This window comes from Pseudomonas sp. A39, from assembly GCF_058145955.1.
Window position 1 is genome coordinate 34,883 of record NZ_JBYVMD010000020.1, and the last position, 24,451, is coordinate 59,333.

Below are 24,451 nucleotides of genomic sequence, written 5' to 3' on the forward strand. Positions count from 1 at the left end.
TATTTAATATGTCCGTACATTATGATTGCGCCTGTGCTGATACACTGTCAACTCGATAACGAGGGTAAAAATGGAAAGCGTGAGCCAGAGGCGTTATGCGGCGGTTGCCAAGGATTTGATCGACCGGATTGGCAGCGGCCATTACCCGGTGGGTTCGTTGTTGCCGACTGAGTTCGAACTCTGCTCGCTGTATGCGGTGAGCCGACACACCGTGCGCGCGGCCATTGACCAGTTGCAGGGGCAGGGCATGGTCTCGCGGCGCAAGCGCGTGGGCACGCGCGTCGAAGCGGCGTCGCCCCAGGGGGGGTACTCCCAGGCGATGGCGTCGGTGGCCGACCTCGTGCAAGTGGCCGAAACCCATATCCGCGATATCCAGGCGGTGCGCGAGTTCGTCGCCGACATCGCCCTGGCCCGGCGCCTGGGGCTGGAGCCGGGCGGGCATTACTTCTGCGTGTCGAGCATCAAGGTCGATGCCGGCGCCGGCAACGCGCCGTTGTGCTGGACCGACGTGTATGCCGAGCAGACCTTTGCCGAGGTGATTCCCGAAGCACGCAAGCACCCGGGTGAACTGATCGCGGCACTGATCGGCAAGGCCTTCTCGCGGCACATCGATGTGGTCGACCAGCAGGTGCGCCCGGTACAGTTATCGTCCGAATTGGCCGCCAGCCTCAAGGCGCAGAGCGGTGCGCTGGGGCTGACCATCATTCGCCAGTACCGCGATGAGGCCGGCGTGCTGATCGCCGTATCGGAATCGGTCTACCCCGCCGACAGTTTCACCCTGACCATGCAGATGAAACGCGACAAACACTAGGCCACGTTGAAAAACGCCACCTTGGTGCTCAAGCGATCCGCCAGCTCCGCCAGTTCGTGATTGGAATTTTCCACCTGCTCGGAGCCCGCCGCCGATTGCACGGTGGAGCTATGGATGCGCGTGACGTTCTGTGCAACCTCTTCAGCCGCCGCGCTTTGCTGCACGGAAACACTGGCGATCTGCGCGTTCATCGCATTGATCGCGCCGACTTCCTGGCTGATCTTGCCCAGCGCCAACTGAGAGTCGCGGGTCTGCGTCACGGTGGCCTGGGCCAGGCTGCGGCTGCGTTGCATGATGTCGGCGGCGTCCTGGGTGCCGCTTTGCAGCTTGCCGATCATGTCGCGGATTTCCTGGGTGGACTCCTGGGTGCGCGTCGCCAGGGAGCGCACTTCATCGGCCACCACCGCAAACCCTCGACCATGTTCACCGGCACGCGCGGCCTCAATCGCCGCGTTCAGCGCCAACAGGTTGGTCTGGGCGGCGATGGCGTTGATCACTTCGATCACGGTTTCGATGTTTTCACTGTCGCTGGACACCTGGTTGACCCGAAGGGTGGCCTGGTCGAGGATCGTCGCCAATTCTTCGATGGACACGGTCACTTCGCCCACCAGGCGGTGGCCGCTGTCCACTTCGGCGTCGGCCAGGATAGTCGCCTTGGAGGCGGCGGAAGCGTAGCCCGAGACCTCGCTGACCGAGGCGGCCATCTGCGTGATCGCGGCCGCCACGTGCTGGGCTTCGCTGGTCTGCAGGTTGATCTGCTGGCGGTTATCGCTGGCCACTGACAGCAGGGTGACCGAGGAATGGCGCAGGGCCTGGGCTGCCGAGCGCACTTCGCTGATGGTGTCGCTCAGGCGTGCCAGGGCGTTTTTCAGGATGCCCATCACGCTGTCGGGGTAGCGGGTTTCGATGCGCTGGTTCAGCTCGCCATCGGCCAGGCGGCGGATCGCCTCGGCGACTTCCTCCGGCTCTGCGCCAAGGGTGGCCTTGACCTTGCGGATAATCAGCAGTGACACCAGCACGCTCAAGATGATCGCTACGGCGCTGGCCAGCACCATCAGCACGGCAAAGGTGCCTGCGGCCGATTGCACGGTATCCAGGCGTTGCTTGATGTGCGCTTCTTCGAAGTCGATCAGCGCATTCACGCGTTTGAGCCACTCGGTGTAGTGGGCCGAGGCCTGGGCCAGCAGCAAGTCCTGGGCGCCGGCGATGTCATTGCTGCGACGCAGGTTGATCACCCGTTCGGTGGAAGCCAGGGCCTGGCTCTCGATGGCTTTGATATCACCCAGCAGACGGGTTTCCTCGGCGCTGGCGGTGGTGTTGGCGAACAGGCGGTCCATCATCACGGCAGAGTCCTGGTAATCGCGCTTGAGCTGATCGATCTCGGCCAGATGGCGGTTGAGCGCCGGCTCATCCTTGACCAGTACCGCATCGCGAATGGCGATGGCGCGGTTGTGCACGCTGCCACGGAAGTTGATCGCGTAGCGCTGGACGACGGCGGCTTTTTCACCGACATCCTTGAGCGTACTGTCGATAAAACCCACGCGTTGAATACCGACGGCAGTGATCAGCACCAGCAACGACAGGGTGGACGCGAAGCCCAGCCCGATACGCATTGCCAACGACACAGGGTTTTTCATGAAAGGCTCGATATTCAAGGGGTCAGGAGTGATGGCTAAAAGCTATCTTCGCGGTGGAATCTAACGACCTGCCGGCCTGGCGTCCAATCAGTAAATACTTAAGCTGTCATCGAGCGAATTGATGGAATAAAACCGCGACACCGTCGTTCATACGTCATCCAACGTATTTCCCGTTTTTCCTGGCCGCCCGAGACTGGATCGCACGCACCCCGTCATCCGTCCAGGAGCCAGTCCATGACCGAAACGCTGATCAAAGTCGACCTCAACCAGCCTGTCACCGAGAACGAGCAGATCCATAACCGCTGGCACCCGGATATCCCTATGGCCTGTTGGGTCAAGCCGGGCGATGACTTCATCCTGGAAACCTACGATTGGACCGCCGGCGCGATCAAGAACAATGACGACGCCAGCGATGTGCGCGATGTGGACTTGTCGACCGTGCACTACCTGTCGGGCCCGGTGGGTGTACACGGCGCCGAGCCGGGGGATTTGCTGGTGGTGGACTTGCTGGATATCGGTGCCAAGGCCGATTCCCAGTGGGGCTTCAACGGGTTCTTCTCGCGGCAGAACGGCGGTGGTTTCCTTACTGATCACTTCCCCAGCGCGCAGAAAGCCATCTGGGATTTCAAAGGCATGTTCACCCGCTCGCGGCACATTCCCGGGGTGAACTTTGCCGGTCTGATCCATCCAGGCTTGATCGGTTGCCTGCCCGACCCGGTGATGCTCGCCGACTGGAATCGTCGCGAGCAGGAGCTGATTGACACCAACCCGACTCGCGTTCCGCCCCTGGCCAACGCACCGCTGGCCGCCACCGCCCACATGGGCAAACTCACCGGCCAGGCCCGTGACGATGCGGCAGCGACCGGCGCACGCACAGTGCCGCCGCGCGAGCATGGCGGTAACTGCGATATCAAGGATTTATCCCGGGGCTCGAAGATCTTCTTCCCGGTGTACGTCAACGGCGCCGGGCTGTCGGTGGGCGATCTGCACTTCAGCCAGGGCGACGGCGAAATCACCTTTTGCGGCGCGATCGAGATGGCTGGCTGGGTGCACATGAAGGTCGAGCTGATCAAGGGCGGCATGGCCAAGTACGGGATCAAGAACCCGGTGTTCAAGCCGAGCCCGATCACCCCGAACTACAAGAATTACTTGATCTTCGAAGGCATCTCGGTGGACGAACAGGGCCAGCAGCACTACCTGGACGTCAATGTCGCCTACCGCCAGGCGTGCCTGAATGCGATCAACTACCTGACCAAGTTCGGCTACTCGCCGGCCCAGGGTTATGCGCTGCTCGGCTCGGCACCGGTGCAAGGGCATATCAGCGGCGTGGTGGACATCCCGAATGCCTGCGCCACGTTGTGGCTGCCGACGGAAATCTTCGAATTCGACATCAACCCCAACGCCAGCGGCCCCACTCAATTCCTCGACGGCAGCATCGACCTGCCCATCGCTCCGGACCTCTAGCCATGCCGACCTACGAATACGCCTGCGACACCTGCGGCACCTTCACGATGTTGCGCCCGATTGCACAGCGTAATGAACCCAGCCAATGCCCGTACTGCGCAGGGCCGGGCGGGCAGTTGCGGGTGTCGGCTCCGGCGCTGCAAACCCTGTCGGCCAACCAGCGCAGGGCCATCGCCGGCAACGAGCGCAGCGCCAACGCGCCGCAAACCCTTGGTGAATACCAGGACAGCCGCAAACACCCGTCCGGTTGCAGTTGCTGCGGCAGCCGCAAGAAGGTGGAGCCCAGCAAGGCCAATCCCTTGGGGCTCAAGACCCGCACCGGCCCACGGCCGTGGATGATCAGTCACTAGAACAGGAGCGTTGTAATGCGCCATGGCGACATTTCCAGCAGCCCGGACACCGTCGGTGTAGCGGTGGTGAACTACAAGATGCCGCGCCTGCACAGCAAGGCCGAGGTCATCGACAACGCAAGCAAGATTGCCGAAATCATTATCGGCATGAAACAGGGCCTGCCCGGCATGGACCTGGTGGTGTTCCCGGAATACAGCACCATGGGGATCATGTACGACCATGACGAGATGATGGCGACCGCCGCGAGCATTCCCGGCGAGGAGACCGCGATCTTCTCGGCGGCCTGCCGCCAGGCGAATACCTGGGGCGTGTTCTCCCTGACCGGCGAGCGCCACGAAGCGCATCCGCACAAGGCGCCCTATAACACCCTGGTATTGATCAATAACCTGGGCGAGATCGTGCAGCGCTATCGCAAGTGCATTCCCTGGTGCCCGATCGAGGGTTGGTATCCGGGGGACCGCACCTACGTGTGCGACGGGCCCAAGGGCATGAAGATCAGCCTGATCATCTGCGACGACGGCAACTACCCGGAGATCTGGCGTGACTGCGCCATGAAGGGCGCCGAGCTGATCGTGCGTTGCCAGGGCTATATGTACCCGGCCAAGGAGCAGCAGGTACAGATGTCCAAGAGCATGGCCTGGGCCAATAACTGCTATGTGGCGGTGGCGAATGCAGCGGGGTTCGACGGGGTGTACTCGTACTTCGGGCACTCGGCGATCATCGGCTTTGATGGGCGCACCCTGGGCGAGTGCGGCGAGGAGGAGATGGGCATTCAGTATGCGCAGTTGTCGGTGTCGCAGATCCGCGATGCGCGGGCCAATGACCAGTCGCAGAACCATCTGTTCAAGCTGCTGCATCGGGGCTACACCGGCATGCATGCCTCGGGCGATGGCGACAAGGGCGTGGCGGATTGTCCGTTCGAGTTCTATCGCACCTGGGTCTTGGATGCGCAGAAAGCCCAGGAAAACGTGGAGAAAATCACCCGCAGCACGGTAGGCGTCGCGGAGTGCCCGGTGGGGAATTTGCCCCATGGTGGTAAAGAACAGACGGCGGGGTAGGGCATGCGCTTTACCTTTGAACCGGCCCAGGTGATGGCCCTGCTGCGCAGCCGGATCGTCGGCCAGGAGGCGGCGCTGGCCCAGGTGGAAGGCCTGCTCAAGGTGGTCAAGGCCGATATCAGTGAGCGTGACCGCCCCCTCAGCGTCAACCTGTTCATGGGGCCGACCGGTGTCGGCAAGACCGAAATCGTGCGCCTGCTGGCCCAGGCGCTGCACGGTCGCGCCGACGGTTTCTGCCGCATCGACATGCACACCCTGGCCCAGGAACATTACGCGGCCGCGCTGACCGGCGCGCCGCCAGGGTATGTGGGCAGCAAGGAGGGCATCAGCCTGTTCAACAGCGAGTTGATCCAGGGCACCTACAGCCGGCCGGGGATCGTGCTGTTCGATGAACTGGAAAAGGCCAGCCAGGAGGTGGTACGCAGCCTGTTGGGCATACTGGAAAATGGTCAACTGACTTTAGCCGGCGGCACGCGCACGTTGGACTTTCGCAACAGCCTGATCTTCATGACCAGCAACATCGGCGCGCAACAGGCGCGTCGGCATCGCCTGCGTTTTACCCAGGGCTGGCGACGCCTGCTGCGCGTGTTTGTACGGGGTGAGGCACAGGTGTTGGAAGAGGCGCTGCATGGGCATTTCGAACCGGAGTTTCTCAATCGGATCGACCGTATCCTGATGTTCGAGCCCATTGACGCGCAGTGGCTGGAGGCGCTGCTGGCGGTGGAACTCGACAAACTCAACCAGCGCCTGGCGGTGCAGCAGCGTTCGTTGGTGCTGGACGCGCAGGCGCGGGCTTGGCTGTGCCGCCAGCACGACCTGCGATTTGGCGCGAGGGCGCTGGCCAGGCGCTTGCGGGTCGAGCTGGAACCCGCGATTGCCGAATGCCTGTTGCAAGGCAATGCCCGACACCTGAGTGCGACAGTGCGCAACGCCTGTTTGGTGGTCGAACCCGAAAGCACAGGAAGATAGGATCCACTTACGGTATAACCCTCGGACGCTTTAGTTCTTCGAGGCCCCGTTTTTCATGCAAAGCCCTTTGCAACGCCCGCTGTGGCAGATCTACCTGATCTTTCTGGCACCGATGGTGCTGTCCAACTTCCTGCAAAGTTTTTCCGGCACCCTCAACGGTATCTATGTCGGGCAAATGCTCGGCACCCAGGCGCTGGCGGCGGTGTCGGGGATGTTTCCCATCGTGTTTTTTTTCATTGCCCTGGTGATTGGCCTGGGGGCGGGCGCCTCGGTGTTGATCGGCCAGGCCTGGGGGGCCCAGGAAACGGCAATGGTGAAGGCTATCACCGGCGCGACCCTGACCCTGGGCGCGCTGGTGGGTGTGATTGCCGCAGTGTTGGGCAGCCTGTTTGCGCGCCCGGCGTTGCAGGCGCTGGGCACACCGGTTGATGTCCTCGACGATGCGGTCGGCTATGCGCAGAAGATGATGCTGATCATGCCGTTGCTGCTGGTGTTCATCCTCTACACCCAGTTGCTGCGCGGTGTCAGCGACACGATCTCGCCATTGCTGGCGCTGATGGTTTCGACCCTGGTCGGCCTGCTGCTGACCCCGGCGCTGATTCGCGGCTGGGTCGGCTTGCCACCCTTGGGCATCCAGAGCGCGGTGTATGCCGGGCTGGTGGGCAACGCGTTAGCCATGCTGTTTTTGATCTTGCGCCTTCGGCATAAAAACCATGTGATGGCGCCAGACCGCGAACTGCTCGCGGCTTTGCGCCTGGACCGTGTGATTCTTGGCAAAGTCCTGCGTATCGGCTTGCCCACCGGCCTGCAGATGGTGGTGCTGTCGCTGTCGGAACTGGTCATCCTCGCCTTGGTCAACGGCCACGGCTCCCAGGCCACGGCGGCCTATGGCGCGGTGACGCAGATCGTCAACTACGTGCAGTTCCCCGCGCTGTCGATTGCCATCACCGCGTCGATCCTCGGCGCCCAGGCGATTGGCGCCGGGCGTCTGGAGCGCATCGGCCCGATCCTGCGCACCGGCCTGTTGATCAACACCTGCCTTACCGGTGGCCTGATTGTGCTGGGTTATGTCTTGTCGCATTGGTTGCTCGGCCTGTTCATCACCGACGACGCGGCGCGGGTCAATGCCGAACACCTGCTGCACATCATGCTGTGGAGCATCCTGGTGTTCGGCTTCCAGGCCGTGATCGGCGGGATCATGCGCGCCAGCGGTGTGGTGCTGATGCCGGTGGTGATCTCGATTTTCTGTGTGCTCTGCGTTGAACTGCCAATGGCTTACCTGTTGAACGCCCACTTCGGCCTGGAAGGGGTGTGGATGGCGTTTCCGGTGACCTACCTGGCCATGCTGGTATTGCAGACTGCGTATTACCGCTTGGTGTGGCGACACAAGCAGATCAAGCGGTTGGTGTAAGGCTGAGGCCACGCAACAACAGCTCCAGGCCCTGCAAACCTTGCTCCAGCCGCTCGCCCGGATGCTCATCCCGGGCGATCCACAGGGCGGTGTTGACCAGGCTGCCGTTGATCAATTGCGCCAGCGCGGTGCTTGGGGCGGGGCGGATGACACCGGTTTGCATCAGGGCTTCCAGCCGTTCGCGCAATGACTCGACACACTGTTGCTGGGAGCCGGTATCGCCCAGTACGGCCGGCGCATCCTGCAACACAATGCGCTGGATCTCGGCGTCCTGAGCCATGCGCAAATAGGCGCGGCAACGTTCGCAAAAGCCGGCCCATGGATCAGTTGCTTCATCTGTGATGCGCTGTAGGTGTGTGTCCATCTCACTGTCGAGTTGGGCAACCACGGCGGCCAACAGCCCTTTTTTGTCACCAAAGTGATGGTACAGCGCGCCGCGTGTCAGGCCGGCGCGAGCGGTAAAATCGTCCATCGATGTGTTCGCGTAGCCTTGGGTGGCAAAGGCCTGTCGCGCGCTGGCGATCAGCCGGGCGCGGGTGTCTTCGATCATTTCGGCACGGGCTCGGCTCATGGTAGGTCTCACAATGGGCAGGTGAACGATTGACATACGTTGCGTATGTTACGCATGATTTGTCACATACGCACCGTATGTATTTTGCCTCGGTCATTGCAGATAGCAAGTCGCAGGCATTCAGGAAGAGGTCCAGCAGGATGGCAAACCCTTACGCCGAGTTGTTCCAGGTCCCCGGCGCCCGGGCTTTTGTACTGGCAGGCATGCTGGCGCGCATGCCCGTGTCGATGACGGGGATTGGCTTGATCACCATGCTTGCCCAGGTGCACGGCGGTTACGGCCTGGCGGGTTCGGTGGCGGCGGTGTTTGCCCTGGCCACGGCGTTTTGTGCACCCCAGGTATCACGGCTGGTGGACCGCTACAGCCAGGGCCGGGTGCTGCCGATTGCCGCGCTGATCGGCGGCGGGGCTTTGTTGATGTTGTTGCTGTGCACCCGCTTGCAAGCACCGAACTGGGCGTTGTTCCTGTTTGCCGCCTTGGCCGGTTGCATGCCGAACATGTCGGCCATGGTGCGTGCGCGCTGGACCGAGTTGTACCGTGGCCAGCCCAAATTGCAGACCGCGTTCGCCCTGGAGTCTGTGCTGGATGAGGTGTGCTTCATCATCGGGCCACCCATTTCGGTGGGTTTGAGCGTGGTGCTGTTCCCCGAGGCGGGGCCCTTGGTGGCGGCGCTGTTACTGGCGATCGGCGTCACCACCTTTGTATTGCAACGTGAGACCGAGCCTCCCGTCCATGAACATCAGGACCATCACGGCGGCTGGCTGATTGCATCGCCCTCGGTGCTGATCCTGATGATCCTGCTGCTGGCCATGGGCGTGATCGTCGGCGTGGTGGACGTGGTCAGCGTCGCCTTTGCCCAGCATCAGGGCCAGCCGGCGGCGGCGAGCATTGTGCTGTCGGTGTACGCCATTGGTTCGTGCCTGGCGGGGCTGGCGTTCGGTACCCTCAAGCTCAAGGCGCCGTTGCCCAGGCAGTTCCTGTTCTGCGGCGTGGCCACCGCGTTGACCACCTTGCCGTTGCTGCTGGTGAGCAACATTCCGGGGCTGGCGGTGGCGATCTTTATCTCCGGGCTGTTCTTCGCCCCCACGTTGATCGTGTCTATGGCCTTGGTGGAGCGGATCGTGCCCGCCAGCCGCCTGACCGAAGGCATGACTTGGCTGATCACCGGCCTCAGCATCGGCGTGGCCATCGGCGCCGCCAGTTCCGGTTGGATGATCGACCACTTTGGCGCCACCAGCGGGTTCTGGGTCGCGTTGGTGGCCGGGGCGGTGGTGCTGGGGGCCGCGGTGCTGGGGTATCGGCGGTTGGGATAATCAGCCTATCGCTGGGCAAGCGTCTGCACTGTGGTGTTGCAGAAAATCGCTCAAGGCTTGGCGAGTCAGGTCATTAAGGGTCACTTTCTTGCGGGTCGCCGCCAGGGCCGCCGCCAAGTGCAGGTCATGGCCGACCCGGACATTGAAGGAACCCTTGCAAGGCTTCTCCGGTGTGTGGCCCAGGGACTGGCACGTAGTGAGGTAGTCGTCCACCGCCTCCCGGAATGCGGCGTCCAGTTCTGCGACGGTTTTTGCTTCGTAGCTCACCAGCGCCTTGATGAACAGAATCTTGCCGAACAGGCAGTTGTCTTCGAGGCTGGCTTCGATAGAGCCGATGTAGCCTTTGTGTTTCAGTTGATTGTTCACTGAATCAGTTCTCCTGACTTCAATTGCTCGATGATCTGGCGCCGAATGTAGTGTTTCAGTTCGTTGCCAGGGTGAGGCTTGTGCAAGGTGATCATTGCACTGGGGTCACCGATGTCGAACTTGACGCGGCTTTCAGCCCCTTCAATCTGTGTGTAGCCCAGTCGACGCAGCAGCGTGACGAGTTCGGGCCAGGTAAATGCCATGTGCTCATTGAGCGGTTTGGCGAGCAGCTTTTCATTTTTGGACACGGCGCTCTCTGCGTGTAACTAAACTTAGTTGCAAAAAGTGGTGTTCGTCAATGCTAGCCCGACTTTGTGCGGTCTTCCTGAGTTTGATGTAACCCTTGATGACACCTCGCCCTGCGCCTCCCATCCCCCGCTAATTTTTCCCTCTCCGGTTCGTTTTATAGGGACGACGTGCCTTTGTGCTTCCTGCCTATTGCTCCGGACTCCAAGAAATGAATGCTGAAGACTCCTTGAAACTTGCTCGCCGGTTTATCGGGTTGCCCCTGGAAAAGCGCCAACTGTTCCTGCAGGCCTTGCAGAAAGAAGGCGTGGACTTTTCCCGGTTTCCGATTCCGGCAGGGGTGCAAGTGGAGGATCGCCAAGCGCTGTCCTACGCGCAGCAGCGCATGTGGTTTCTCTGGCAATTGGACCCGGCCAGCGGAGCCTACAACCTGCCGGGTGCGGTGCGGCTAAAGGGCACGTTGAGCCTGGATGCGCTGGAGCAGGCGTTTGCCAGCCTGGTCGCGCGCCACGAAACCCTGCGCACCGTGTTCCAGCGCCAGGCGGATGAACGCCTGTTGCAGGTGGCGGCCGACACGTCGTTGACCGTCGAGCAACTCGATCTGAGCCATCTGGCCCCCAGCGAGCGTGAAGAGGCCGTCAACGCCGCTGCGACCCGTCAATCGCTGCTGCCGTTCGACCTGGAAAACGGTCCGCTGCTGCGCGTGCAACTGCTCAAGCTCGACGCCCTGGAACACGTGTTGCTGCTGACCCTGCACCACATCGTCTCCGACGGCTGGTCGATGAACGTGCTGATCGACGAGTTCATCCGCTGCTACGACGCCCATGAGCGCAGCCAAGCCCCACAATTGCCGGCGTTGCCGATCCAGTACAGCGACTACGCCCTGTGGCAGCGCCGCTGGCTCGAAGCTGGCGAGCAGGCGCGTCAGCTGGAGTACTGGCAGGCGCGCCTGGGTGATGAGCACCCGGTGCTGGAGCTGCCCACCGACCGCCCACGCCCGGCCATGCCGAGCTATCAGGGCACGCGGCATGATTTTGCGATCGACCCGCAGCTGGCCGCGCAATTGCGCACCTGTGCGCAAAAGCACAACGTCACCCTGTTCATGCTGTTGCTCGGTGCCTTCAACGTGCTGCTGCATCGTTACACCGGGCAGGGCGATATCCGCGTCGGCGTGCCGATCGCCAACCGCAACCGCACGGAAGTCGAAGGCCTGATCGGCTTTTTCGTCAACACCCAAGTCCTGCGCACCGAGCTGACCGGGCAAACCCGTATCACTGAGCTGCTGCAAAGCATCAAGGAACACGCACTGGGGGCCCAGGCCCATCAGGAGTTGCCGTTCGAGCGGCTGGTGGAAGCGCTCAAGGTCGAGCGCAGCCTGAGCCATACGCCATTGTTCCAGGTCATGTACAACCACCAGCCGGTGGTGGCCGACATTGCCGGCGTCAGCACCGCCTCCGGCCTGGAGTTGTCGCTGGTGGAGTGGCAAGGCCGTACCACCCAGTTCGACCTGACCCTCGACACCTATGAAAAATCCGGCACCCTGCACGCCGCGCTGACCTACGCCAATGACCTGTTCGACGCGCCGACCATCGCACGCATGGCCGGGCACTGGATCAGCCTGTTGCAGGCGATGGTCGCCGAGGGTGAACAGCGCATCGGCGAGTTGCCGATGGTGGCCGCAGATGAACAGCAATTGCTGGTCCACGCGTGGAACCAGACCGCCGAGGTGTACCCGACCGAGCGCGGCATTCACCACCTGATCGAAGACCAGGTGCAAGCCACCCCTGGTGCGCCGGCACTGGTGTTCGGTGCAACCACGCTGACCTACGCCCAACTGGACGCGCGCGCCAACCAACTGGCCCACGCCTTGCGCGAGCAGGGTGTTGGCCCGGACGTGCTGGTGGGGATCTGCGTCGAGCGCTCCGTCGAAATGGTGGTCGGCCTGCTGGCGATTCTCAAGGCGGGCGGTGCCTATGTCCCGCTCGACCCCGAATACCCGCAGGAACGCCTGGCCTACATGATCGAGGACAGCGGCATCCAGTTGCTGCTCAGCCAGCAACGCTTGTTGCCGTTGCTGCCTGTCGATGGCATCCAGGTGATGGCTTTGGACCGCCCCGCCAGCTGGCTCGATGGCCACAGCACCGAGGCGCCGAAGGTCAGGCTGCACGCGCTGAACCTCGCTTACGTGATCTACACCTCCGGCTCCACCGGCAAGCCCAAGGGCGCCGGCAACAGCCATCGCGCACTGGTCAACCGCCTGTGCTGGATGCAGCAGGCCTATGGCCTGGACGCCAGTGATGCGGTGTTGCAGAAAACCCCGTTCAGCTTCGACGTCTCGGTGTGGGAGTTCTTCTGGCCGCTGATGACCGGCGCGCGCCTGGTGGTGGCGGCCCCCGGTGAACACCGTGAGCCAGCGCGGCTGATCGAGACCATCGGGCAGCATGGCATCACCACCTTGCACTTCGTGCCGTCGATGCTCCAGGCGTTTATCCATGAGCCCGGTGTGCAGGCCTGCGCCAGCCTCAAGCGCATCGTGTGCAGCGGCGAAGCCTTGCCACTGGATGCGCAGCTGCAGGTGTTCACCAAGTTGCCACAGGCCGGTCTGTTCAACCTCTATGGGCCAACCGAGGCCGCCATCGACGTGACCCACTGGACCTGCGTCGACGAAGGCGCCGACAGCGTGCCCATCGGCCGGCCCATCGCCAACCTCGGCACCTACGTGCTCGACGCCCAGTTTAACCCGGTGCCTGCCGGCGTCAGCGGCGAGCTGTACCTGGGCGGCACTGGCCTGGCACGCAGTTACCATCGACGCCCGGCCCTGACTGCCGAGCGTTTTGTGCCGAGCCCCTTCGGTGATGGTGCGCGTCTGTATCGCACCGGCGACCGCGTACGCCAGCGCGCCGACGGGGTGATCGAATACCTGGGGCGCCTCGATCATCAGGTCAAGCTGCGCGGCCTGCGTATCGAACTGGGCGAGATCGAGACACGCCTGATGCAACACCCCTCGGTGCGCGAAGCCGTGGTGCTGGTGCAGGGCGGCAAGCAACTGGTGGCGTACCTGGTGCTGGAGGACCCCGCGCCGGCCGACCTCAAAGCCTGGCTGCTCAGCAGCCTGCCCGAGTACATGGTACCCAGCCATATGGTGCCCCTGGCCAGGCTGCCCGTGACCGCCAACGGCAAGCTCGACCGCAAGGCCCTGCCATTGCCGGATGCCGCGCCACAGCAGGCCTTTGTCGCTCCGGAAAATGACCTGCAGAAAGCCGTCGCGGCGATCTGGAGCGATGTGCTGGGTGTGGAACCGGTCGGCCTGGACGACAACTTCTTCGAACTGGGCGGCGATTCGATCATCTCCATCCAGGTGGTCAGCCGTGCCCGCCAGGCAGGCATTCGCCTCAGCCCACGGGACCTGTTCCAGTACCAGAGCGTGCGCAGTCTGGCGCGGGTAGCGACCTTCGAGCAGGCGACGGCTATCGATCAGGGGCCGGTGACCGGCGAAGTGATCCTCACGCCCGTGCAACACAGCTTTTTCGAGCAGGCGATCCCGGCGCGTCAGCACTGGAACCAGTCGTTGCTGCTGACCCCGCGTGAACCCCTTGAGCCCGCGCGCCTTGAGGCCGCCTTGACCCGGTTGGTCAACCACCACGACGCCCTGCGCCTGCGTTTTGTGCAGCAGGCAGGCGGTTGGCGGCAAGCTCACGCCGAGCCGGTTGCCACTGCTTCGTTGTGGCAGTCCCATGTCGCTGACGAGGCCGAGTTGGCCGCACTGTGCGACGAGGCGCAACGCAGTCTCGACCTCGAACAGGGCCCGCTGCTGCGCGCGGTCCTGGCCGTGATGGCCGACGGCACCCAGCGCCTGCTGCTGGTGGTGCATCACCTGGCGGTGGACGGCGTGTCGTGGCGCATCCTGCTCGAAGACCTGCAACAGGCCTATCGCAACGTCGCGCTGCCGGCCAAGACCAGCGCCTACCAGCGGTGGGCGCAGCAGTTGCAGCGCCATGCGCAGACGCTGGACGAGCAACTGCCGTATTGGCAGGCGCAGACCGCGAGTGCCGATCTGCCGTGCGACAACCCCCAGGGCGGCCTGCAAAATCACCTGGGCAACACGCTCGAAGTCCGCCTCAGTGCCGAACACACCCGGCAACTGCTGCAAGACGCCCCGGCGGCCTACCGCACCCAGGTCAACGACCTGCTGCTGACTGCGTTGGTGCGGGTCATCAGCCGCTGGAGCGAGCAGCCCGCCGCGCTGATCCAACTGGAAGGCCATGGCCGCGAAGACCTGTTCGACACGGTTGACCTGAGCCGCACCGTCGGTTGGTTCACCAGCCTGTTCCCCGTGCGCCTGCATGCCGATGGCGAGCTGTCGGCGGCGATCAAATCGGTGAAGGAACAACTGCGCGCCGTGCCGCACAAAGGCATCGGTTACGGCCTGCTGCGCTACCTCGGCACGCCTGACGCCCGCGAAGCGTTGTCGGCCTTGGCCGCGCCACGCATCACCTTCAACTACCTGGGCCAGTTCGACCGCCAGTTCAACGAGTCGGCCTTGTTCGTCCCGTCCACCCAGGGCAGTGGCCAGGCCCAGGACCCGCAGGCGCCGCTGGCCAACTGGCTGACCGTGGAAGGGCAGGTGTATGGCGGTGAACTGGCCTTGCAGTGGGGGTTCAGCCGCGAGATGTTCGAGGTGTCGACGGTCCAGCGCCTGGCCGATGACTACACGGCGGAACTCCAGGCCCTGATCGAACACTGTTGCGCCACGCCGGCGGGGCAGGTCACGCCTTCGGACTTCCCTCTGGCACGCCTGACCCAGCAGCAACTGGATGGCTTGCCCATCGCCGGGCCGGCGATTGCCGATCTCTACCCGTTGTCGCCCATGCAGCAGGGCATGTTGTTCCACACCCTCTATGCACCTGAGGCCGAGGCTTATATCAACCAGTTGCGCCTGGACATCGAAGGCTTGGACCTGCTGGCGTTCGGCCGTGCCTGGCAAGCCGCGCTGGACCGCCATGACATCCTGCGCAGCAGCTTCCACTGGCTCGGCCTGGACAGCGCGCACCAGGTGATCCAGCGCCAGGTCGATGTGCAGTTGCACGTGATCGAAGACATCGACGCCGATTGCGATGCGCTCGCCGTGGCCGAGCGCGAGAAAGGTTTCGCACTGAATGCAGCGCCGCTGTTTCGCTTGATGCTGGTACGCGGTGCCGGTACGGCCTGGCACCTGATCTTCACCAGCCACCACATCCTCATGGACGGCTGGAGTAATGCCCAGTTGCTCGGTGAAGTCATCGCTCATTACGCCGGGCACGCCGTGCCGGCGCCGCTGGGGCAGTTCCGCGATTACCTGGGCTGGCTGCAACAGCAAGCCTCGGGCGAGGCGTTCTGGAAAGCCACCCTGGCACCGTTGCAAACGCCAACCTTGCTGGCGCAGGCGCTGCGTGTACCGGCCGAAGGCAAAGGCATGGCTGAGCATCAGGTGCTGCTGGGCGACGACTTCACGCGTGCCCTCGGCGAGTTTGCCCGCCGCCACAAAGTCACCCTCAACACCGTGCTTCAAGGCGCCTGGAGCCTGTTGCTGCAGCGCTATACCGGGCAGGACTGCGTGGCCTTTGGTGCCACGGTGGCGGGGCGCTCGGCACCGTTGCCGGGGATCGAACAGCAACTGGGCCTGTTCATCAACACGCTGCCCATTGTCAGCGCGGCCTCGCCTGCGCTGTCGGTGGCCGGCTGGCTGAGCGAACTGCAAGCCCTCAACCTGAGCCTGCGCGACCACGAACATGTGCCGCTCTACGACATCCAGGGCTGGGCGGGGCAGCAGGGCACTGCGCTGTTCGACACCTTGCTGGTGTTCGAAAACTTCCCGGTGGCCGAAGCCTTGAAACAAGGTGCGCCCGCCAGCCTGACCTTCGGCCGCCTGCACAACCATGAGCAGACCCACTATCCGCTGACGCTGGGGATCGAGTTGGGCGCCAGCCTGCGCCTGGAGTTCGGCTACGACCAGGCCCGATTCAGCGCGCAACAGGTCGCTCGACTGAGCGGCAACCTGCGTCACCTGCTGGTGCAGATGCTCGCAGACGCGCAGGCACCGCTTGGCAACCTGCGCCTGCTCGACGCCGCCACTCGCCGCGACGTGCTCGCCCATAGCCGGGCGCCCGGTGCCGCCCCGCGCCAGCTGCGCGTGCACGAACGTATCGCCGCCCAGGCGGCCGCCACGCCTGACGCGCTGGCGGTACAAGCGGGCGACGCGTGCCTGAGCTACGCACAGCTGAACGACCGCGCCAACCGTCTTGCCCATCGCCTGCTGGCGCTGGGTGTTGGCCCAGGCCAGCGCGTAGGCCTGGCAGCGCGACGTGGCCCGCAGTTGATCGTCAGCCTGCTGGCGGTGCTCAAAAGTGGCGCCGCCTATGTGCCGCTGGACCCGAACTATCCGACCGAACGCCTGGCCTACATGCTGGCGGACAGCCGCCTGGACCTGCTGCTCAGCGAAACCGGGCTGTTGGCCGACCTGCCACTGCCCCAAGGGCTGGTGCGTTTGGACTTCACCGCGGCCGGTGCAGAGTTGGCTGACTACCCGTCGACCCATCCAGCCAACCAGGCCGCCGCTGCCGACCTGGCCTATGTGATCTACACCTCCGGCTCCACCGGGTTGCCCAAGGGGGTGGCCATCGACCATGCCGCCCTCAGCCAGTTCTGCGACAGCGCCGAGGCTTACAGCCGCTTGAGTGCTGCTGATCGCGTGCTGCAATTCGCGACCTTCAGCTTTGACGGCTTCGTCGAGCAATGCTACCCGCCGCTGTGTGTGGGCGCGGCGTTGATCATGCGCGGTGATGAGCTGTGGGATGCCGGGCAACTGGCCCGCGAAATCGTTGAGCAGGGCGTGACCTTGGCGGACTTACCGGCTGCGTACTGGTATCTGCTCGCCAAGGAATGCGCCGTCGACCGACGCTCCCTGGGCAACCTGCGCCAGGTCCACGTGGGGGGCGAGGCGATGTCGGTGGAAGGTCTGCGCGCCTGGCACGCCGCCGGCCTGGGTGGCGTGCGCCTGGTCAACACCTACGGGCCCACCGAGGCCACCGTCGTGTCCAGCGTGCACGACTGCCAGTGGGCGGACGCCAGCGATGCGTTTGGCGTGCCGATTGGCCGGGCCATCGCAGGCCGTGCCTTGTATGTGCTGGACAGTGGTTTCGAGCTGCTGGCCACCGAGGGCGTCGGCGAGCTGTGCATCGGCGCCGAGCACGGCCTGGCGCAACGCTATTTTGACCGGCCGGCGTTGACCGCCGAGCGCTTCCTGCCGGACCCGTTCTCCGCCGTGCCGGGTGCACGGCTCTACCGCAGTGGCGACCTGGCCCGTTACAACGAGGCGGGTGCGCTGGAGTATGTCGGGCGTATCGACCATCAAGTGAAAATTCGCGGTTTCCGCGTGGAAATGGGCGAGATCGAAGCCAGCCTGCAAGCCTTGCCGTCGTTGCGTGAAGCGGCGGTCATCGCACAATCGAGCGCGACGGGCACGCAATTGGTGGCGTACGTGGTGCCCGTCACGGGGCAGACGCTGGACCCGCAAGCATTGGCGGCCACCTTGCGCCAGTCCCTGCCGGACTACATGGTGCCGGGGCACTGGGTCATCCTCGAGGCCTTGCCGTTGAACAACAACGGCAAGCTTGACCGTCGCGCACTGCCAGCGCCGGACCTGAATCAAGCGCAACAGGCCTACCTGGCGCCGCAAAATCCCCTGCAGGCGCGATTGGCCGCCATCTGGCAAGCGGTGTTGCAAGTGGAACAGGTGGGGCTCAACGACCACTTCTTCGAACGTGGCGGCCATTCGTTGCTGGCGACCCAAGTGGTCTCGCGGGTGCGTCATGACCTGAAGCTGGAAGTGCCGTTGCGCACACTGTTCGAACAACCGACGCTGGAAGCGTTCGCAGCCGCTTGCGCCGGGTTGCAGACCGCCAGGGCGCTGCCGTTGGTGGCGGTGACGCGGGACCAGCCGCTGGCGCTGTCGTTCGCCCAGGAGCGTCAATGGTTCCTCTGGCAACTGGACCCGACCAGCGCGGCTTACCACGTGCCGAGTGCGCTGCATCTGCGCGGCCGCTTGGACGTCGCGGCGCTGGAGCAGGCGTTCCAGGCCCTGGTGCAGCGCCATGAGCCACTGCGCACCACCTTTGTGGAAGAGGGCGAGCACACCTGGCAAGTGATTCATCCGCGCCTGGCGATGCCGATCGAACACCAGCGGGTCGCGGCCTCGGCGATCGAACACGCGGTGGCGCAGGAAATCCAGCGCCCGTTCGACCTGGTCAGTGGCCCGCTGATGCGCGTCAACGTGCTGGAGGTCGAGGCCGAGCACCATGTGCTGGTGATCACCCAGCACCACATCATCTCCGACGGCTGGTCGATGCAAGTCATGGTCGACGAGCTGGTGGCGCTCTATCAGGGCCAGTCCCCGTTGCCTGCGCTGCCGATCCAGTACGTCGACTATGCCCAGTGGCAACGTGACTGGATGGCGGCCGGTGAAAAACAGCGCCAACTCGACTACTGGCGCACCCGTCTGGGCACCGAGCATCCGGTGCTTGAGCTGCCGCTGGATCACCCGCGGCCGGCGCTGCAAAGCCATCGTGGCGCACGCCGCCAAGTCCAGCTCGACAACGCGCTGGTCACTGAGCTCAAGGCCCTGGCCCAGCGTCAGGAGGTGACCCTGTTCGTCGTGCTGCTGGCGTCGTTCCAGACCTTGCTGCATCGCTACAGCGGCCAGTCCCGGATCCGCGTCGGCGTACCGATCGCCAACCGTAATCGCCTGGAAACCGAGCGTCTGCTGGGCTTCTTCGTCAACACCCAGGTGCTGCAAGCCGACGTGCACGGGCAGATGGCCTTCGACCAACTGCTCGCCCAGGTCAAGCAGCAGGCCCTGGACGCCCAGGCGCATCAGGACCTGCCGTTCGAACAACTGGTCGAAGCCCTGCAACCGGAGCGCAGCCTCAGCCATAACCCGCTGTTCCAGGTGATGTTCAATCACCAGGACAGCCTGCGTGCAGCCCCGCTGCAGTTGCCGGGCCTGGACCTGCAAGCGGTGGATTGGGCCGGGCACAGCACCCAGTTCGACCTGAACCTGGAAACCGAAGAGTCCGCCGAAGGCCTGTGGGCGTCTCTGACCTACGCCACCGACCTGTTCGATGCCACGACCGTCGAGCGCTTGGCCGAGCACTGGCAAAACCTGTTGCGCGCCGTGGTGCACGATGCATCCCAGGCTGTGGATGAGCTGGCGATGCTCAGCGCGCCCCAATGGCAACAGATGGTCGAGGCTTGGAATGACACGTCGGTTGATTACCCCCGCGAGCGTTGCGTGCACCGGCTGTTCGAGGCCCAGGCCCTGGCACAACCGGACGCGCTGGCGCTGCAGTTCAATGGCCAGGCCCTCAGCTACGGCGAACTCAACCTTCGCTCCAACCGCCTGGCCCATCGCCTGATCGCGGCGGGCGTAGGGCCGGACGTACTGGTGGCGGTGCATGTCGAGCGTTCGCTGGACATGGTGATCGGCCTGTTGGCGACCCTCAAGGCGGGTGGTGCCTACGTGCCGCTCGACCCGCAATTCCCGGCGGACCGCCTGGCCTTCATGCTTGAAGACAGCCGTGCGCGAGTGTTGCTGACCCAGCCGCACCTGGACGGCCGCCTGGCGCACTCGCAGGGTGTGCAGGTGCTGATGGTCGAGGCGGATGACAACGCCGCCGAGCACAACCCGCAGGTCAACGTCACGCCGGAACACCTGGCCTACGTGATCTACACCTCCGGCTCCACCGGCAAGCCCAAGGGTGTGATGGTGCGCCACCAGGCGCTGTGCAGCTTCACCTGCGGCATGGCCGGCACCCTGGACATCGGCGCTGACGCCCGCGTGTTGTCGCTGACCACCTTCTCGTTCGACATCTTCGCCCTGGAGCTGTACGTGCCGCTGACGGTCGGCGCCACCGTGCTGCTGAGTGGTCAGGAACTGGCCCTCGACCCCGAAGCCATCATCGACCTGGTGCACAGCCAATCCGCCAACGTCCTGCAAGCCACGCCGTCGACCTGGCGCATGCTGCTGGAAAGCCCGCGCGCCCAACGGCTGCGCGGTATCAAAAGCCTGTGCGGCGGCGAAGCACTGCCGTCGGACCTGGCCCAGCGCCTGCTCGACCTGCAAGGCCCGCTGTGGAACCTCTATGGCCCGACGGAAACCACTATCTGGTCGGCGGCCCATCGTCTGCACGAGGCCCAGCCTTTTGTCGGGCGGCCCATCGCCAATACCACGTTGTTCATCCTCAATGCCGGCTTGACCCCAAGCCCGGTGGGCGCGGCCGGTGAGTTGCTGATCGGTGGCGTCGGCCTGGCGCGCGGTTACCACGAGCGCCCGGCGCTGACCGCCGAGCGTTTTGTGCCCAACCCGTACGGTGCGCCGGGCGAGCGCCTGTACCGCACCGGCGACCTGGCCCGCTACCGCGCCGACGGTGTGGTGGAGTACATCGGCCGGGTCGATCATCAGGTCAAGGTACGTGGGTTCCGCATCGAACTGGGTGAAATCGAAGCCTGCCTGCGCGAGCAGGCCGGTATACGCGAAGCCGTGGTCCTGGCCGACAACGACCGCTTGATCGCCTATCTGGTCAGTTCCGCGCCCGACGCCCCGGAGGTCTACAAGGCGGTCCTGCGCGAGCGCCTGCCGGACTACATGGTACCGGCGCACCTGATGTTCCTCGACAGCCTGCCCCTGACCCCCAATGGCAAGCTCGATCGCAAGGCATTGCCGGCGGTGGACGCGGCGCTGTTGCGCACAGGTCATGTGGCGCCCGTGACGCCGCGTGAACAGCAGGTCGCGGCCATCTGGGCCGACGTGCTGGACCTGCCGCAGGTCGGTCTAGATGACCACTTCTTCGAACTGGGCGGGCATTCGCTGCTGGCCACGCGGGTGGTCTCGCGGGTTCGCCAGGCACTGGCGCTGGAAGTGGCGCTCAAGACCCTGTTCGAACACCCGCTGCTGGGTGACTTCGTGCAGGCCCTGGGCGAGGAGGGCGTGGTTGCGCCGGCCTTGCTCAAGGCCGACCGCCGCCAACCGCTGCCGCTGTCCTACGCCCAGGAGCGCCAATGGTTCCTCTGGCAACTGGACCCACACAGCACCGCGTACCACATCCCCAGCGCCTTGCGTTTGCGAGGGCCGCTTGACCTCGGTGCGCTGCAACGCAGTTTCGATACCTTGCTGGCGCGCCATGAAAGCCTGCGCACCCATGTGCGCCAGGACGCCGCCGCTACCGTGCAGGTGATTGAGGACTCGGGCCTGATCGAAATCGACTTGGCCGACACCGATGAAGCCAGCCTCAAGGCCCGGGTCGCTGAGGTGGTCGCGCAGCCATTCGAGCTGCTGCGCGGACCGCTGCTGCGGGTCAACCTGCTGCGCCTGGCGGCTGATGATCATGTGCTGGTGCTGGTGCAGCACCACATCGTCTCCGATGGCTGGTCGATGCAACTGATGGTCGAGGAACTGGTGCAGCTGTACGCCGCCTTCAGCCAAGGCCACATGCCAGACTTGCCAGCCTTGCCGATCCAGTACGCCGACTACGCCCTGTGGCAGCGCAACTGGATGGAGGCCGGCGAGAAGGCCCGCCAACTGGCGTACTGGCAGGCCCAGTTGGGTGGCGTGCAGCCGGTGCTGGAGTTGCCTTTCGACTACCTGCGCCCCGCGGTACAAAGTCACCGTGGCGCACGCCTGGGCATTGAGTTGCAACCGCAGCTCCTGGCCGGTTTGCGCCGCTTGGCGCAAGGCGCCGGTGTGACGTTGCCGATGGTGCTGCTGGCGTCCTACCAGGCGTTGCTGCACCGCTACAGCGGCCAGGAAGACGTGCGCGTCGGCGTGCCGATTGCCAACCGCAATCGCCTGGAAACCGAGGGGCTGATCGGCTTCTTCGTCAACACCCAGGTACTCAAGGCCGATATCCACGGGCAGATGAGCGTCGTGCAACTGCTGCAACAGGTACGCCAGCGTTCCCTGGAGGCCCAGGCCCACCAGGACCTGCCGTTCGAGCAACTGGTAGAAGCCCTGCAACCCGAGCGCAGCATGAGCCTGAGCCCGCTGTTCCAGGTGCTGTTCAACCATCGCGTGACCTCGGCAGCCAATCACCTGCAGCGCCTCACCGAACTTGATGTCGAGGTGCTGAGCTGGGATGAAGGCGTTGCCCAGTTCGACCTGGCACTGGATGTGGAGGAAAGCCAGGCGACCCTGCGTGCCTCCCTGAACTACGCCACCGACCTGTTTGCGCCCGCCACGATTGAACGCATGGCCGGCCACTGGCAGAACCTGTTGCAGGCGATGGTCGCCGACCAACAGCAACCCATCAGCCAACTCAACCTGCTGGGCCAGGACGAGCAACAACACATTCTTCAGCTGTGGGACCAGACCGACGCCGGCTTCTCGGCCAAGCGCCTGGTCCACGAATTAGTCGCCGACCGCGCCCGGGAAAACCCGGAGGCAGTTGCGGTGAAATTCGACGCACAAACCCTGAGCTATGGCGAGCTGGACCGCCAGGCCAACCGCCTGGCCCATGCATTGATCGCCCGTGGCGTCGGCCCCGAAGTGCGCGTGGCGATTGCCATGCCGCGCAGCGCCGAGATCATGGTGGCGTTCCTCGCGGTGATGAAAGCCGGTGGTGTCTACGTGCCGCTGGACATCGAATACCCGCGTGACCGCCTGCTGTACATGATGGAGGACAGCCGCGCGCAGCTGCTACTGACCCACACCCGTGCCTTGCAGCAACTGCCGATCCCCGACGGCCTTGATAGCCTGGCGATTGATCGTACCGAGGAATGGACAGGCTTCAGCGACACGGCGCCGCAGGTGAAACTGGACGGCGACAACCTCGCCTACGTGATCTATACCTCCGGCTCCACCGGCATGCCCAAAGGCGTGGCGGTGTCCCACGGCCCGTTGGTGGCGCACATCATTGCCACCGGCGAACGTTATGAAACGTCGCCGGCCGATTGCGAACTGCACTTCATGTCGTTCGCGTTCGACGGCTCCCATGAAGGCTGGATGCACCCGCTGATCAACGGTGCCAGCGTGCTGATTCGCGATGACAGCCTGTGGCTGCCGGAATACACCTACCAGCAGATGCATCGCCATCAAGTGACCATGGCGGTGTTCCCGCCGGTGTACCTGCAGCAACTGGCCGAACATGCCGAACGCGACGGTAACCCTCCGAAGGTTCGTGTGTACTGCTTCGGCGGTGATGCCGTGGCCCAGGCCAGCTATGACTTGGCGTGGCGCGCGCTCAAGCCGACTTACCTGTTCAACGGCTACGGCCCGACCGAAACCGTGGTCACGCCGTTGCTGTGGAAAGCGCGCAAGGGCGATCCCTGCGGTGCCGTCTACGCACCGATCGGCACACTGCTGGGCAATCGCAGCGGCTACGTGCTGGACGCGCAACTCAACCTGCAACCCATCGGCGTAGCCGGTGAGTTGTACCTGGGCGGCGAGGGCGTGGCCCGGGGTTACCTGGAGCGTCCGGCCCTGACCGCCGAGCGCTTCGTACCGGACCCGTTCGGCAAGCCCGGCAGCCGGGTGTATCGCAGCGGCGACCTGACCCGTGGCCGTCCGGATGGCGTGGTGGATTACCTCGGCCGTGTCGACCATCAGGTGAAAATCCGTGGCTTCCGTATTGAGCTGGGCGAGATCGAAGCGCGTCTGCGCGAACAGGACAATGTCGGTGAAACCGTGGTGGTGGCCCAGGAAGGCCCGACCGGCAAACAACTGGTCGCCTACGTGGTACCGGCAGACACCCACCTGGCCGATGAAGCCGAGTTCCGCGACAGCCTGCGCCGCGCGCTGAAAACCCACCTGCCGGACTACATGGTGCCGACGCACTTCATGTTCCTGGCGCACATGCCGCTGACCCCCAACGGCAAACTCGACCGCAAGGGCTTGCCCGAACCGGATGCGAGCCTGTTGCAACAGGCCTATGTGGCCCCCGAAACCGAGCTGGAGCAGCAGGTCGCCGCGATCTGGGCCGACGTGCTGCGCCTGCCGCAGGTGGGCCTGAACGACAACTTCTTCGAAGTGGGCGGCCATTCCCTGCTGGCGATCCAGATCACCTCGCGGGTCCAGGCCGAACTGGGCCTGGAAGTGCCGTTGCTGGAAGTGTTCCAGACCGAAACGCTGCGCGCCTATGTCCAGGCCGCCGCCACCTTCCGCGCCGGCAGCGCGGAAGATTTTGATGATCTTCGTGACTTTTTGAGCGAACTAGAGGCGATTTGACCC

At 64.1% G+C, this 24,451-nt stretch carries 12 protein-coding genes and 1 pseudogene; 8 read left to right on the forward strand and 5 right to left on the reverse strand.

The annotated features are described in order from the left end of the window. Positions 1-79: 79 nt before the first annotated feature. The gene (locus AC3ZU9_RS16775; RefSeq protein ID WP_490091015.1) at positions 80-811 is read left to right on the forward strand and encodes a GntR family transcriptional regulator; all 732 of its coding nucleotides are present in this window, start codon (positions 80-82) and stop codon (positions 809-811) included. Here the strand turns inward: AC3ZU9_RS16775 and AC3ZU9_RS16780 are convergent. Together AC3ZU9_RS16780 and AC3ZU9_RS16785 are read right to left on the reverse strand one after the other, a co-directional pair. After that, positions 808-1,866: a methyl-accepting chemotaxis protein gene (locus tag AC3ZU9_RS16780; RefSeq protein WP_375360276.1), complete on the reverse strand. Its 1,059-nt coding sequence runs from the start codon at positions 1,864-1,866 to the stop codon at positions 808-810. The genes AC3ZU9_RS16775 and AC3ZU9_RS16780 overlap by 4 nt on opposite strands. Positions 1,867-1,935: 69 nt before the next feature. Further along, a pseudogene (locus tag AC3ZU9_RS16785) lies at positions 1,936-2,448 on the reverse strand (MCP four helix bundle domain-containing protein); the annotation flags it as partial. A 234-nt stretch (positions 2,449-2,682) separates the two neighbouring features. Here AC3ZU9_RS16785 and fmdA point away from each other — a divergent pair. The 5 genes from fmdA to AC3ZU9_RS16810 are packed head-to-tail and all read left to right on the forward strand — an operon-like array spanning position 2,683 to position 7,701. Continuing rightward, a complete protein-coding gene (fmdA, locus tag AC3ZU9_RS16790; protein ID WP_010211069.1) occupies positions 2,683-3,912 on the forward strand; it encodes a formamidase in 1,230 nt (409 codons plus the stop codon). A gap of 2 nt (positions 3,913-3,914) precedes the next feature. Then, positions 3,915-4,262 (forward strand): FmdB family zinc ribbon protein, encoded by a 348-nt coding sequence (locus AC3ZU9_RS16795; protein ID WP_093546270.1) that lies wholly within the window; start codon positions 3,915-3,917, stop codon positions 4,260-4,262. Positions 4,263-4,277: 15 nt separating this feature from the next. Beyond that, positions 4,278-5,321, forward strand: coding sequence for an aliphatic amidase (locus AC3ZU9_RS16800; RefSeq protein ID WP_046036255.1), 1,044 nt, complete (start codon positions 4,278-4,280; stop codon positions 5,319-5,321). A gap of 3 nt (positions 5,322-5,324) precedes the next feature. Next, positions 5,325-6,290 carry an AAA family ATPase gene (locus AC3ZU9_RS16805; RefSeq protein WP_012723741.1) on the forward strand — a complete coding sequence of 322 codons (966 nt, stop codon included), beginning with the start codon at positions 5,325-5,327 and terminating at the stop codon, positions 6,288-6,290. 55 nt (positions 6,291-6,345) lie between these two features. After that, entirely contained in the window at positions 6,346-7,701 is a 1,356-nt protein-coding gene (locus tag AC3ZU9_RS16810) for an MATE family efflux transporter (protein ID WP_012723742.1), read from the forward strand. On the opposite strand, the gene AC3ZU9_RS16815 is transcribed toward AC3ZU9_RS16810, so the two are convergent. Continuing rightward, positions 7,685-8,272: a TetR/AcrR family transcriptional regulator gene (locus tag AC3ZU9_RS16815; protein WP_012723743.1), complete on the reverse strand. Its 588-nt coding sequence runs from the start codon at positions 8,270-8,272 to the stop codon at positions 7,685-7,687. The two genes, AC3ZU9_RS16810 and AC3ZU9_RS16815, sit on opposite strands and share 17 nt — an antisense overlap. Before the next feature lie 140 nt (positions 8,273-8,412). Between AC3ZU9_RS16815 and AC3ZU9_RS16820 the strand changes: the two genes are divergently transcribed. Next, on the forward strand, positions 8,413-9,585 hold the full coding sequence (locus AC3ZU9_RS16820) for an MFS transporter (RefSeq protein WP_490091006.1): 1,173 nt from the start codon (positions 8,413-8,415) through the stop codon (positions 9,583-9,585). Here the strand turns inward: AC3ZU9_RS16820 and AC3ZU9_RS16825 are convergent, their stop codons facing one another. Further along, entirely contained in the window at positions 9,586-9,951 is a 366-nt protein-coding gene (locus AC3ZU9_RS16825) for a type II toxin-antitoxin system HicB family antitoxin (protein WP_012723745.1), read from the reverse strand. Continuing rightward, positions 9,948-10,199: a type II toxin-antitoxin system HicA family toxin gene (locus tag AC3ZU9_RS16830; RefSeq protein WP_490091007.1), complete on the reverse strand. Its 252-nt coding sequence runs from the start codon at positions 10,197-10,199 to the stop codon at positions 9,948-9,950. Before AC3ZU9_RS16830 ends, AC3ZU9_RS16825 begins: the two co-directional genes overlap by 4 nt. A gap of 209 nt (positions 10,200-10,408) precedes the next feature. Here AC3ZU9_RS16830 and AC3ZU9_RS16835 point away from each other — a divergent pair, with 209 nt between their 5' ends. Further along, positions 10,409-24,448 carry a non-ribosomal peptide synthase/polyketide synthase gene (locus AC3ZU9_RS16835; protein WP_490091008.1) on the forward strand — a complete coding sequence of 4,680 codons (14,040 nt, stop codon included), beginning with the start codon at positions 10,409-10,411 and terminating at the stop codon, positions 24,446-24,448. Positions 24,449-24,451: the final 3 nt, after the last annotated feature.

Excerpts from the sequence above, each read along its gene's own strand:
- AC3ZU9_RS16835 (WP_490091008.1), top strand. The coding sequence starts at position 10,409 with ATGAATGCTGAAGACTCCTTGAAACTTGCTCGCCGGTTTATCGGGTTG.
- AC3ZU9_RS16805 (WP_012723741.1), top strand. The coding sequence starts at position 5,325 with ATGCGCTTTACCTTTGAACCGGCCCAGGTGATGGCCCTGCTGCGCAGC.
- AC3ZU9_RS16800 (WP_046036255.1), top strand. The coding sequence starts at position 4,278 with ATGCGCCATGGCGACATTTCCAGCAGCCCGGACACCGTCGGTGTAGCG.
- AC3ZU9_RS16815 (WP_012723743.1), bottom strand. The coding sequence starts at position 8,272 with ATGAGCCGAGCCCGTGCCGAAATGATCGAAGACACCCGCGCCCGGCTG.
- AC3ZU9_RS16795 (WP_093546270.1), top strand. The coding sequence starts at position 3,915 with ATGCCGACCTACGAATACGCCTGCGACACCTGCGGCACCTTCACGATG.
- AC3ZU9_RS16780 (WP_375360276.1), bottom strand. The coding sequence starts at position 1,866 with ATGGTGCTGGCCAGCGCCGTAGCGATCATCTTGAGCGTGCTGGTGTCA.
- AC3ZU9_RS16820 (WP_490091006.1), top strand. The coding sequence starts at position 8,413 with ATGGCAAACCCTTACGCCGAGTTGTTCCAGGTCCCCGGCGCCCGGGCT.
- AC3ZU9_RS16810 (WP_012723742.1), top strand. The coding sequence starts at position 6,346 with ATGCAAAGCCCTTTGCAACGCCCGCTGTGGCAGATCTACCTGATCTTT.
- fmdA (WP_010211069.1), top strand. The coding sequence starts at position 2,683 with ATGACCGAAACGCTGATCAAAGTCGACCTCAACCAGCCTGTCACCGAG.